Source organism: Richelia sinica FACHB-800, assembly GCF_014698825.1.
GTDB lineage: Bacteria > Cyanobacteriota > Cyanobacteriia > Cyanobacteriales > Nostocaceae > FACHB-800.
Genome location: NZ_JACJTT010000001.1, coordinates 378691 through 391993, shown reverse-complemented (window position 1 = coordinate 391993; position 13303 = coordinate 378691). Strand labels below are relative to the sequence as shown.

At 41.0% G+C, this 13303-nt stretch carries 10 protein-coding genes and 1 tRNA gene; 6 read left to right on the top strand and 5 right to left on the bottom strand.

Going from position 1 to position 13303, the window contains the following annotated elements:
- Positions 1-187: 187 nt before the first annotated feature.
- Together H6G73_RS01560 and H6G73_RS01555 are read right to left on the bottom strand one after the other, a co-directional pair.
- On the bottom strand, positions 188-1459 hold the full coding sequence (locus tag H6G73_RS01560; RefSeq protein ID WP_190601174.1) for a glycosyltransferase family 4 protein: 1272 nt from the start codon (positions 1457-1459) through the stop codon (positions 188-190).
- A gap of 744 nt (positions 1460-2203) precedes the next feature.
- Entirely contained in the window at positions 2204-3253 is a 1050-nt protein-coding gene (locus H6G73_RS01555) for a sugar transferase (RefSeq protein WP_190601173.1), read from the bottom strand.
- A gap of 197 nt (positions 3254-3450) precedes the next feature.
- Between H6G73_RS01555 and H6G73_RS01550 the strand changes: the two genes are divergently transcribed.
- Entirely contained in the window at positions 3451-4251 is an 801-nt protein-coding gene (locus H6G73_RS01550; protein WP_190601257.1) for a 7-carboxy-7-deazaguanine synthase QueE, read from the top strand.
- Between the two features lie 194 nt (positions 4252-4445).
- On the opposite strand, the gene H6G73_RS01545 is transcribed toward H6G73_RS01550, so the two are convergent.
- Positions 4446-7157, bottom strand: a complete 2712-nt coding sequence (locus H6G73_RS01545) for a CBS domain-containing protein (protein ID WP_190601172.1) — start codon at positions 7155-7157, stop codon at positions 4446-4448.
- A 218-nt stretch (positions 7158-7375) separates the two neighbouring features.
- Here H6G73_RS01545 and psbZ point away from each other — a divergent pair, with 218 nt between their 5' ends.
- The 5 genes from psbZ (at position 7376) to H6G73_RS01520 (ending at position 10609) form a co-directional block, all read left to right on the top strand.
- On the top strand, positions 7376-7564 hold the full coding sequence (gene psbZ / locus H6G73_RS01540) for a photosystem II reaction center protein PsbZ (RefSeq protein WP_190601171.1): 189 nt from the start codon (positions 7376-7378) through the stop codon (positions 7562-7564).
- A gap of 300 nt (positions 7565-7864) precedes the next feature.
- The gene (gene ribH / locus H6G73_RS01535) at positions 7865-8413 is read left to right on the top strand and encodes a 6,7-dimethyl-8-ribityllumazine synthase (RefSeq protein ID WP_190601170.1); all 549 of its coding nucleotides are present in this window, start codon (positions 7865-7867) and stop codon (positions 8411-8413) included.
- Positions 8414-8522: 109 nt separating this feature from the next.
- Positions 8523-8594 (top strand) — tRNA-Gly (locus H6G73_RS01530).
- Between the two features lie 337 nt (positions 8595-8931).
- Positions 8932-9339 (top strand): hypothetical protein, encoded by a 408-nt coding sequence (locus H6G73_RS01525; protein WP_190601256.1) that lies wholly within the window; start codon positions 8932-8934, stop codon positions 9337-9339.
- A 4-nt stretch (positions 9340-9343) separates the two neighbouring features.
- Positions 9344-10609 (top strand): glutamate-5-semialdehyde dehydrogenase, encoded by a 1266-nt coding sequence (locus H6G73_RS01520; RefSeq protein WP_190601169.1) that lies wholly within the window; start codon positions 9344-9346, stop codon positions 10607-10609.
- 29 nt (positions 10610-10638) lie between these two features.
- Here the strand turns inward: H6G73_RS01520 and H6G73_RS01515 are convergent, their stop codons facing one another.
- Together H6G73_RS01515 and H6G73_RS01510 are read right to left on the bottom strand one after the other, a co-directional pair.
- Complete coding sequence (locus H6G73_RS01515; RefSeq protein WP_190601168.1) at positions 10639-12012, bottom strand: aminopeptidase P family protein; 1374 nt, start codon at positions 12010-12012, stop codon at positions 10639-10641.
- 326 nt (positions 12013-12338) lie between these two features.
- The gene (locus H6G73_RS01510) at positions 12339-13073 is read right to left on the bottom strand and encodes a glutathione peroxidase (RefSeq protein WP_190601167.1); all 735 of its coding nucleotides are present in this window, start codon (positions 13071-13073) and stop codon (positions 12339-12341) included.
- Between the last annotated feature and the right edge of the window lie 230 nt (positions 13074-13303).

Here is a 13303-nt window from a genome sequence, read left to right as displayed (position 1 = left end):
TTGAGAACAATTGAACTGTAATTTTTTGCATAGGTTTTTTTGAATACTAACAAAAAAACCAGTGGTTATGGGGCTGGTTGATGAATTAACTGTTCCAATGCACCAAGAAGAATAGGAGAGGACAAGGGAAAATACCTCTTGTTTACACCTGATCCCTTGCACCTGTACCCCTTATTCCCTATCTTCATTACACTTCCTGCTTAGTGACAATAGAAGGCTGAATCACACTTTTTTCTGCCATTAAAGAATTACATAAAGTTTCATATTGGTTTAAAGCTTGCTCAAAACTATAATGTTCCATAGCATATTTCCGACTCTTGTAACCCAAGTTTTCCACTTTTTCAGGATTTCTGTATAAGTCTAGAATTGCTGTCGCTAGAGCCTGAGGATCTTCCGGTGGTACAATCACTCCACCACCGCTGTGCTTAATTGCTTTTGCAGCAGTGCCATTAGCTGGGACAGAACCTATCAACGCTCTGCCGCTGGCCAGCAATACTTGGATTTTTGACGGCATATTGAAAGAAATGACATTTTTCTTTTGCACAACTAAACCCACGTCTGCTGCTGCCAACATCGTGGGTAATTCTTGCCGTGGTTGAAATGGTAGAAGTAACACATTATCAGCGCCTACTTTTTGGCACTCCTGCTGTAATCGCTGTAGTCCTTTGGCTTCGCCAACTATCACAAAAGCTATATCAGTAAATTCCTTTAACTGGGCAGCAGCTTTAACTACAGTTTCTAATCCTTGTGTTAAAGCAATATTGCCAGAATACAAGACAACAAATTTACCATCCAAATTATGGGTAGCGCGGAAAGAGTTATTTTTGTTGGTTAAGGGACGGATGAAATTGACATCTACCCAGTTAGGGATTTGGACAATTTTATTAGCTGGTACACCCTTAGAAAGAAGATTTTCCACAAACCCATCAGCAATAACGCTGATTTTGCTAGCAGAACGGTATGCAAATTTTTCTAATACTGTAAATAACTTGATTAGCCACTTGTTTTTGAGGAGACCAACGTGAATAGCTGCTTCAGGTAATATATCTTGTAAATTTAAAACTACTGGGCAATTGTGTAACCAACCTGCCAAAGACGCTGGTACACAACCAGGCAAAGATGGTGAAGTGGTAATAATTACATCTGGACGTGGCCCCATCAAAGCTGGGAAGAAACTGGTAAATACAAAACTAGCATCCAGCAATATTCGATCTAATAGACGAGGTTGGGGACGAATCCAAACGTAACTGCGTTGAATTTCTACTCCGTTTTTGTACTCAGTCGTGTAGAGCTTACCGCGGTATGCCTCGTAAATTTGCCGTTCAGGGTAATTGGGCATAGCTGTGACTACACGTACCTTGTGTCCACGTTTCACAAGTCCTTCTGCTAACTCAGTCATGAGCGGAGCTATACCGATAGGTTCTGGATGGTAGTTATAGGAGTAAATCAGAATCTGCATACGTTCAATTAGCTCGGAGTTCCCTGGTTTATTTGTAATGACCGAAAATATTGGTTTTTAAAATCACTATTAGATTTGCTAGTTTCTATACTCATTGTCTCCTTAGTCTCTGATACTGTCAGTGACATTTATTTGAAGATTAGATAAATTTTGATAGCCGCTGATTAAAGAATGCGAGTTTTTAACAAAACCAAAGCATACAGCCTAGTGGTAAATATGGAAAAATCATGGATTAATCTAAGTAATATCACTTAAATTCATACTTAAGTGTCCCACTAGAAGGAAGAGGGAGTGATACTTAGTTAAGTTCCTACATCTTCAGCTATTTGAATTTCTGAAACTGTTCCCTGTTCCCTACCAAAAACTTCAGGACTTACGCAAAATATCTCTGAAGCTCTTTTTCCTTCTCTTTGCTACGTAATGTTACTATGTAGCATTATAAACTAGTGATATTTAGCGATACCTGATTATATATATATAGCAATGGACAGAGCGGTTAGGAGATTAACTAACACTAAAACTTAGACAGTCAAAGGCTTTTAGCTCTGTCACCTGCTATAATTCGGCATGTCTCCATACAGAATTGGTATAATATGTAGTTGAAGGGAAAAGTCAGTATTTTGTCAAAATAAAAACCAGAAATTACTTGATAATTTCTGGTCTAATGACAGGGATTTAAAATTTATGTTGATTTCTATTGGTTACTAAGTAAATGCTGACTAATCAAGAATCACAGGACTTTGTTTAGACAGCACCACTATTTTTGTTAAACAAAATAGCTATCGTTTTCAAAATCAACTTTAAGTCGTAAATCAAACTCCAATTTTTCTGATATTGCAAATCCAAACGAATGACATCTTCAAAACTCCGCACTGTTGAGCGTCCGTTCACCTGCCATTCCCCAGTCATCCCTGGCCTCACATCTAAGCGTTGCCATTCGGGAATTTCATAACGTTCTACTTCATCGGGTGTAGGTGGTCTAGTGCCAACTAAGCTCATTTCCCCTTTGAGAACATTCCAAAATTGGGGTAACTCATCCAGACTGGTGCGACGGAGAAAACGTCCCACTTTCGTTACTCTGGGATCTTGATCGTTTTTGAAGAAAGCTCCTTGGGCTTGGTTGGTAACTAAAGATTTTTTGGCTTCTGCATCCACACACATGGAGCGAAATTTCCAAATACCGAATCGCTTACCCATCCAACCACAGCGGGTTTGACAAAAGAATATGGGGCCGGGATCATCTATTTTAATGGCGATCGCAATGGGAATGAATAAAACCGCTGTAATCGCCAAGCCCACCAGTGAACCCACAATATCAATGAGGCGCTTCATCCATGAGGTAACGGAAGGATGAGTTTGGGGTAAAGCTTCTAGTTTGCGCGCAGCTACTGCCCTGACATCGGCTGTATTACTTTCTTCGACACAGGATATGTGATGAAGAGATTCTATGGCAAACACCTGATCCAGTCCAGTCAGGTTGAGGACAGCCATTACTTGGGGAGTCACATTACAAAGTGTAAATGAGATTGCTTTTTCTTCAGCATTTTTAAAATTACTAACTAAAGCTCCCAAACCACTACTATCCATAAAATTAGTGTTTTGGAAGTCTATAACCAGCCGTTTCGGAGGAAATTCAGCTGCAATTAAGTTTTGGCAGGTTTGCTTAAAGCCGAGAGCTTCAAGCACGCTCAACCTTGTTGGCACCTGCACGATGAGTGTGCCATTCAGGTCAGTTACGGGAAATTCTCCTGCTGTGGGTTGGCTACTCATGAAGCTTTGCACTTTAGTTGCCATCTAAAATCTAATCCGCCAAATATTATTTTGTCCTAAAAAATCACCTAAGCTCATTTTGAATTAGTGTGATTAAGCACAAGTTGCTAGTCAAGGGAAATGAGGGAGAAGAGAAACAGCTAAGGTTGACAATAGAGATAAAAGTAAAAAACTCTTTTTCCATTGTTCCTCATCTAGCGCGATCGCACTGTTATCATCCCATGAATGTTAAAAAGACTACTCTCAAACCCGAAGCACGCCTGATGGAAATTTTTTCTGCTATTCAAGGAGAAGGCTTGAATGTCGGGACTCGCCAAATTTTTATTCGCTTTGCGATTTGTGACTTACGGTGTCACTTTTGCGATAGCGCCTATACATGGACTGCACCCTCCACTTGTAGAATTGAGCGATCGCCTGGATCTAGAGATTTTGAAATTCACTCGAATCCAGTACCTCTTTCAATCTTAATCGAATGGGTGCAAAGGCAAAATCTTCCCTCTTTACACGATAGTATCAGCTTAACTGGTGGAGAACCACTTCTTCATGCTCCATTTTTGCGGGAATTTTTGCCAGAGGTACGTGCGCTCACCAATCTACCCATCTATCTAGAAACTGGTGGACATCGACCAGAACAACTTAAACTCATTCTTCCCTACCTGGACTCTGTGGGTATGGATTTAAAGTTGCCTAGCGTTAGTGGTGAAAGTTATTGGCTAGAACATTCTCAGTTTCTCCAATTGTGTCTAGATGCAAATATAAATGTTTTTATCAAGATAATCGTCTCTCAAGATACAGATCCTGATGAATTAAAACGTTCAGCTTCCTTAGTGGCAGAATTAAGTCAAGAAATACCCATATTTCTCCAACCAGTAACACCTTTAGCAGAAAATCAAAAATTTAGTCAATTACCTGTGTTAGCACCTTTGCCAGAGCAAGTTTTAGAATGGCAAGCTTTGATGAAGCAGATAGCTAAACAAGTGCGGGTAATCCCCCAAACTCATAAAATGCTTAATCAGATGTAATAAAAATTAAAAATTACAAATTCACAATTATATAGACGTTGCATAATAGGGGTAAGAATTGACACTATCTACTGTGCAATGTCCCTACTACAGGTCTTTTTCATCACCGTAGATAACTAATACCAATTCGTGCCTACGGAGATGGTAAGCGACAGCGCGGGTGGGGTTATCTGTCACCTGCTATATAACCGATTTTATCGAGGATAATGCTGGGCTAAAAACCCCTCTGCTTCTTCTCTGTTCTGAATAACTGCATCTAAAGTAGCTGCCAACAAATCATCCAACATTTTTCGATATTGGGGACCTGGCTTATACCCTAATTGTTTTAAATCATTGCCATTTAATAGTGGTTGAATATTTGCCCAAGTTGTTAAATATTTCCATATTTGCTTTCTAATCAAGCACGAACCCTCTAGAGCTATTAAAATTAATGTTTCTAAATCATATGTCCGCAGTAAATTCACAATTTGACTGGGAAATTGACAATTAGGTAATAATTCTATAACTTCAGATGTAGTTTGAGACAATTTCTTTAATCTAGTAATACTATCATCAGGTAATTGTAAATTTTTGGCTACTTTCTCTCGATATTTACCATCTAAGTGAGCAATTAATACCTCTAAACTTATTTGCCAAGGAATTAAGGTTTCTTGAATTGCAAATTTGTGCAAACAGCGTTCCAATAATCGCAATTTTCGCAGTAATCTACCATCTAGTTGCAAGTCGTGGTGAATACATTTCAACGCACCTAATTGCTCTAATAATTGCAGAGCAGATAACCAATAAGGTGCTTCTAAAATATGCTTTAATTCAGCTTTAAGACGAGTTTGGAGTGCAGGAGTACGACTATTTTCTTGGCTGGTGCGGTCATAAACACCACTGTGAATAGCATAGTTAATATATCTAGCGGTTTGTGCTTCAATTTGAAAGCCAAAACGCACCGCAAAGCGCACTCCCCGAAAAATTCTGGTCGGGTCTTCAATAAAACTATTGGCATGTAAAACACGAATTTGTTTTGCTTGTAAATCTAACAGACCACCAAAAAAATCCATTAACTCACCCGCGCGGGGAGATGTTAATCTTAATGCCAGGGCATTAATAGTAAAATCTCGTCGATATAAATCTTGGCGAATGGAACTAGCTTCAACTTCTGGATTGGCTGCTGGGTAAGGATAAAATTCGGTTCTGGCAGTGGCAATATCTACCCATAATGAGTCTAATTCTGGGTCTTTGTGCCACAATAAAGCCGCAGTTTGAAAAGCACCATGAATGTCTAACCGAGCCTGGGGATAAATTTCTTGTAATGCTTTTGCCAGTTCTACACCTGCACCGACATCTGCTGACTTGTGAAAACCATCAACTACTAAGTCAATATCTGTAATCATCAAAGTGCTAGTGGCAGCTTCTGATAGGAGTAAATCCCGAACAGCACCACCAACTAAATAAAGATGCCAACCGCGTTGTTCTGCTGCTTGGGAAGCTTTAACTAGTAATTGCCAAAGTTGAGGCGCAAGTTTATTTTCTAATTGAGGAAGATTGATATGATTTTCTCTCTCTTTCCCTGTTTGGTCATTTCCCCATCTTCCTGTTTCTAATTCTGCTTGATGTAATTCTCGTAAAACATCGGTGCGGGTAACAATACCAACTAGCTGTTGATGTTCTAAGACTGGTAACCGACCGATGTCATAGGTGACCATCAATGCTTCAATCTGTGGCAAGGTGGTATCTGGTGTGATGGTCTTTAAATTTGTGGTCATGTAACCTTTGACTGGTGCATGACTAAAGCCATGATGTAAGGCAATATCTAAATCTCGACGGGAAATAATTCCTACTAGTTGTCCTTGGCTATTAACTACAGATAACCCAGAATGCCCGTAGCGCAAGAGGATGCGCTGTGCTTCAGCAATGGTGGTTTCAGGACGGATAGTGCGGACTGGGGAGGACATCAAATCCCGTGCCACTGGAGGATGGGGAATTTGAGTTTTTAATCCCTCTAGTAATTGTTGCAAAATTGGTTGGGAGTTAGTGGTGCGGAGATTGAGAGAAGCCGCTTGAGAATGACCACCACCACCGAAATTTTGAAATAATAGGTGCAGATTGGTACTTTTAATTTGCGATCGCCCGATAATAGTCAAACGCCAATCATTTTCATTCAACGGATACTCGTTAGCTAGGAGTAGCGCGTCACTTTCTGTTAAATCAATGACTTCTGAAGCCAAATTAGATAAACCAGGGATAAACCCTTCTGTCCTCAAGGTCACCCAAGCAATGGTATATCCCCGCAGACAAACATATTCTAAATTGTCTAAAGCTGTTGTTAATAGCTGCTGTAATTGGGGTGTTAAACCAGGGTCACGATAAGTAGAAATAACTGGTAAACTTGCCCCCTGCTGCATCAACCAAGCCAAAGCCAAAGCATCCCTGGGTGTAGATTGTTCATAAGCTAAGGAACCTGTATCTACATGAATCCCTAAGGCCATCACCGTTGCTTGGGCAGGATTTAAACTAATATTACGCTTTTGTAACTCCTCCACCATTAAAGTGGTTGTCGCTCCCACCTGATCAACATACAGCTGGGTAGTAGGGATATCGCGATTTTGTCCCAGATGATGGTCATAAACAATGATTTGCTGGATATGAGGTAAATCCAACCATTCAGCGGCCTTCCCCAAGCGATCGCGTTGTTGCGTATCCACAACAGTCAAAGAGCGAATTTGCTCAGGATTCACAGCCCGTCGTTCAATCAACGAATATTCATCGCGATGCAAAGCCAAAAAATCCCTTACAGGTGGATGTGCTCCCCCAGTCAGTACAATCTTACTCCCTGGCTTCAGACAAGTTAGTCCTACAGCCGCTCCCAAAGCGTCAAAATCAACAGTTGTATGACAAAGAATTAAATCGAGCATGAGGAGTTTAGGAGTGACACAAGTGTAATAATTACAAGGAGTATGGCGACAAATATTCACCCTAGAAGGGCGCGGCTTTATACCCCATTTTTCGGTAAAATATAAGTTCCTCAGTATACTCTAGGTGTATACACAGGAGTTCCTGGGTTAACCACTTTGTTCGCGTTATGCGGCGAAGTAGTAAGTTGCCACGATTTCGCTATTTTGGGAAAGCAAAAATGAGCATAATATTTCAAGTCGCTTTAATATCTTTAGTGCTACTGTCCTTTGCCCTAGTTGTAGGAGTTCCCGTTGCTTACGCTACCCCTCAAAACTGGGTTGAATCTAAAAAGCTCCTTTGGGTTGGTTCTGGAGTTTGGATTGCCTTAGTGATTGTAGTGGGTGTATTAAACTTTTTTGTCGTGTAGGCGACCGCCTCAACCAAACACTAACACATAACATAAAAACTAGAGGAGCAGAAAAGCCAAGGTCAAGGGTTACTCAACCAAAAGAAGGATTTTTCTTCTTGTTGATGCCTTTTTCCAGACATCGCTTTCCTGCTCCTCTATATTCAAAGCTGAAAAGTATATTGACCCTGAAAGAATTCAGAACCCAGGAGAACAACAGTCTTGGCATCTTCCCAAGCCAAGCTATGGCAGAGCAGATAGATGATTTCTCCTAGATTCTGACTTCTCGATTCTTGTTGATTCTTAATTTAAGAGGCAGTCATGGCAGTTTTTGAGGGAAGTTTTACCCAAACAGAGCCTTTGCGGTTTGCATTGGTAATTGGTCGGTTTAATGACTTAGTTACCATCAAGCTCTTAGAAGGATGTCAAGATTGCCTAAAACGTCATGGCATCAACCCCGATCCCCAAGGCAACCAAGTAGACTATGTATGGGTTCCTGGTAGCTTTGAAATTCCCCTGGTGGCTCGCCAACTAGCTTTATCCAAGCGTTACGATGCCATTATTTGTTTAGGTGCAGTCATAAAAGGACAAACACCTCATTTCGATTATGTATCCGCTGAAGTAGCTAAAGGCGTTGCTGCCGCTAGTTTTCAAACTGGTGTACCAGTGATTTTTGGTGTTTTGACCACGGATACAATGCAACAAGCTTTAGAACGGGCAGGAATTAAAAGTAATCATGGTTGGGAATATGCCATGAACGCTATCGAAATGGCCAGCCTGATGCGTCAACTGCGCCCTAACCTAGCAGAAACTTACACTCATCACACCCAATCTTTGCCAGCGACCTTCTCTGAATCAGTTGAGTCATAGCGGGATGAAACGAGGTGATTGGTCAGCTGACTACTATCTTGGGAAAAAATTTAATTGAGGGCTTGACAAACCTGAGTAAATCTGAAATACTAATATTAGTGTGATAGTTGCGGGTATAGCTCAGTGGTAGAGCGTCACCTTGCCAAGGTGAATGTCGCGCGTTCGAATCGCGTTACCCGCTCTTCTAATATTAGCATCAAGCCTTGTTTTTAGAAAAGCTCTGTTATTAGGAGCATTAGTTTCTGAAAAACGAGGCTATTAAGTTTTTTGGACATTATTCTTTTCTCCACCCATCCTGGATTGTGGATATTCAATTCAGAGGTGCTTGGTGCTGATACCAGCAGTATGATTATGGCCAACTAGTGACGAAAACATGGCTAGAAATATACTGGAGATAAACAAGTTAGCCCACTTGTAAAAATAGGCTAGCTAGGAAGTAATTCTTGGCATCCCCACGGAGAACTATGGACAAAGTGGGAAACATTGTAAAACCTACGCTCAAGTTATTTAGCTCCCTTGTGCCATCTCACAAACCAGAAAAAATAGACTTAAATACCGAATACACTTGTCCTTGCCGTCGTCGGGGGCAGTTAATCCCAATTACCTTGACAGAAGCATTTGGATGCGATCGCTGTCAACAAATTTTCGTCGTTGAAGAAAATGGTTATGTACTTGAACAACTTTCCACCACCTATCCCTACAAAAGAGCTTGGCGCTGGCATGGAAACAGTTGGCACGTTGTCCATTCCAAATTAGGAGAAAGCTATTTGCCCATAGCATTGGGTATTATTTTTGTGCTAGTGATTATATGGCTACCATTAGCACTGCGCTTGGCAAATGGTTCCAGCATTATTGCATGGGCAATGGTGGCAGTGCTGTTAGCTATCCTGCCAGCGATTATGGTCTGGCTTACTTACAGACGTTAACTCCATGAGTGTTGAAGCTGTTGATGATTGCCCTGAACCAATTAAAAGCGCCAAACGCGCTGAACAAGCTTCTCTGAAGCTAGGAATTACCAAGGGTGTAGACCGAAGTCGGGCCGTGCTGGCAATGGCACAGGCACTAGGAAGGGCATTTGATGACATTCTCGAAGCTAACACTTTAGACTTAGAAGCTAGTCGAGAAATGGCCGTGTCAGAGTTGATTTTAGATTGGCTAAAATTAACTCCTTCTCGCTTAGAAAACACTGTGGCCATTCTCCAAAGATTAGGGGAATTATCTGACCCCTTACGTCGGGTGAGAAACGCCGAATATCAACAAGAAGATTCCCAAAGTTATACCCAATTAATGCCTTTGGGAGTGATTGGCTTTATTTATGAGGCATTTCCCGATTTAGGAGCGATCGCCGCAGGCTTCTGTATTAAAACAGGGAATAGTATTATTCTCAAAGGTAGTACGGAAGCTAGTCACTCCAATGCAGCGATCGCAGAAGTATTACAAACAGCAATTACAGAAGTTGGTTTACCAGCCGGGTGTGTCGAACTAGTCACCGCTGAACATGGTACATCCTTAAGGGATTTAGTCACCCAAGACCAGTATATAAACTTAGTCATTCCCTATGGACGGTCTAGCTTAATTCAACAGGTAGTGAGACAAGCCACCTGTCCAGTATTAAAGTCAGCTATGGGCAATTGTTACCTTTACTGGTCGCTCAACGGTAGCTTAGACATGGTACGGTGGATGATTCTTGATAGTCATCAAAGTGAACCTGACCCAGTTAACGCCATTGAGAAAGTCTTAATTCATCGTCAAGCTTTGCCATCATCTTTATCTGTTTTGTGGAACAGTTTAAAAGAAAAAGGCTTTGAACTCAAAGGGGATGCAGAATTGGTAGAAGCCTTTCCCCAGTTGCAGCTAGCCAAGGAAGGAGAATGGGGAACACCCTATTTAACCAAGACAGTGGCTTTTAAATTAGTAGATAGCTTAGAAAGTGCGATCGCTTGGATTAATCAATACAGTAGCGGTCACGCCGACAGCATAGTAACAGAATCCTATCAAGAAAGCCGTCAATTTGCCTTAGGAGTAAATAGCGCCTCCACCTACATCAACGCTTCCCCTCGCTTCTCGCGCAACCCATCACGAGGAGATAGCGTATTTTTAGGCATGTCAAATCAAAAAGGTCACAGACGAGGATTCATTAGTTTAGAAACTCTAACCACCGTCAAACATATTATTCAAGGTAATGGCAGATTTTAATTTCCTAGAGAAAAACAAAACTGTCATACCTAACTATTCACCAAAGCTTCTATTTCCTGAGAACTAGTTGGTAATGCAGCAGTTAAAACTTCACTGCCAGACTCGGTTACTAACACATCATCCTCAATCCTAATGCCCCTAACATCAGCAAATTGTTCTAGTCTCTCCCAATTGACAGAATACTGATATTGAGAACGTATTTTCGGATTATTAATAATTCCTGGCACTTGGTAAAAACCAGGTTCAATAGTTACCAACATTCCCGGTTGGAGGGGACGATTTAACCGCAAATAGCTTAAACCAAAACGCTGACTGCGGTTTCTTCCTTCCTCATAACCAGCTAAGTCCCCTAAGTCCTCCATATCATGTACATCTAGCCCTAAAAGATGCCCTATACCGTGGGGAAAAAAGAGAGAATGGGCATCTATCTTCACTAACTTTTCCACATCACCGCGTAAAATACCCAACTCAATCAAGCCTTTAGTCAAAATTGTCGCAGCTAATAGATGTATTTCTGAATATTCCACACCAGGCGCTATTTCTTGAATACAAGCATCATGGGCTGCTAAAACAATGTCATAAACATCTTTTTGGGTAGGGGAAAATTTCCCAAACACTGGCCAAGTCCGGGTAATATCCGCTGCCCAACCAGTCCCAGTTTCTGCACCCACATCAGCGAGAAGTAAATCACCTGGCTGTAACCTGTGGTGGTAATGTCCATTATGTAAAACTTCACCATGGACGGTGACAATGCTGCTATAAGCAGTAGTCATATTATGGGCAATAATCACACCTTCCATGGCTGCCCGGACTTCTGCCTCTAATTTAGCTGTCAGTGTGGCTGCCATTCCAGCTTTGTGCGCTTGGACACTGACAGCAGCAGCTTGACGTAACTCAGCTAATGCTCCTGCATCATGGGTAAGACGCAGAGAAACAATAGCTTTAGCTAGCTCTAAATCAATTCCATCTGGTGGATTTTGGGGTAATATCCATCTATTTAAAAATTGAGTTTGTTGTGTCCAAGTGGCCGCATCTTGTACAGGCAGAGTCGCAGCATTTTCTAAATAATCTTCTAACTCCGCCATTGGTCTGGCATCATCTGCACCAATTTTCTCAGCTATTTCTTCGCAGGTAGGTGTTTCCCCATGCCAAAGAGCATCCTCTGGTGGAGGATTATCCATAAATAGTTGAAGCTTACCACCATCTAATCGAATAGCAGCATTTTTTAGAGGTAGTCCAGCAAAGTAGAGAAAATGGCTACTAGGACGGAAAGGGAAGGTATTAGCAGGGAAATTGCGAGGACTGCTACCACCTGACCAGAGAACTGCTGGAAAATCAATCAAAGTGGCGAGTTTTTGGCGACGTTGCCGGAGAATTTCTGCAAGGGGAGAAGAGGTGTGCATGGGAAAGTATTGCTTCTGGTTCTGCAAGTCGAACTATGAATTATTTTTACCTAAAGAAGTATGTGCTGTTAGCCTTCCTTGGGGAATAGAGGAGTATGTTGGCACATTAGTCTATTACACTGGGCATCCTACAAAGAATTAAATACATCTCTAAACATTAGTATGCAATAATTACAAATCTTCAATAGAAATTTTGCATACACGATGAGACAATTGTGGTTTTATACGTTAGATAATATTTATAGATGAACTTGAATCAGTCTATTTTAAGTTCAGTAAGGATTCATCCCCCTAGCCCCTTGGCTAGGGCGTTTCTCGTTTTGAATCTAATTTGCACTTAGATAAGCAATTAAAGCTTCTGAACCACCAATTAATTGACCATCAATAAATATTTGAGGCACTGTAGTTGTACCTGTGATAGCTCGCAACGCACGGGTGGTAACAACCTCATCGATTGTTATTTCTTCGTAATCTATCCCCTGTTCTAACAGTAACGCTTTAGCACGAGCGCAGTAGGGGCAGCCAACCTTGGTAAATAAAGAAACCAGTTTGGGTTTCACCGCATAGGGATTAATGTATTTGAGCATAGTTTCCGCATCAGAAACTTGAAAAGGGTCTCCCGGTTCATAGGGTTCAATAAACATTTGCTCAATTACCCCATCTTTGACTAACATTGAGTATCGCCAAGAACGATTACCAAAACCCAAATCTGAGCGATTAACTAGCATTCCCATACCAGCAGTAAATTCACCATTGCCATCAGGGATAAAAGTAATATTGTCTGCGGCTTGATGCTTTGCCCATTCATTCATGACAAAGGCATCATTAACTGATAAACAGATAATTTCATCTACACCATTTTCTTTAAAAACTTTTGCTAAATCGTTGTATCCCGGAACATGGGCTGATGAACAAGTAGGAGTAAACGCACCCGGTAAGGAGAAGACTATCACAGTTCTATCTGTAAACAAATCATCAGTTGTTACATTAACCCATTGGTTATTTTGACGAGTACGAAATGTAACTTGAGGAACTCTTTGTCCTTGGCGATTTGCAAACATAAATTACGCTCCTGGGGTGACTAATCAGTGATACTATGATGAGAGCAATTTTCTAATTGTTCTTTAACTCACTTTTTGCATATTTAGAGTTACATCCCAATGGGCTTTATTTAAGAAAAAATTAGGTTGGTTGCAGTGATAGTGCAACTCGACAAAAGTAAATATTTTGTAGGCAAGAAAATTAACATAAAAAAGTGGCAAAAACATGATTAGCGTTTCTACCACTGGAA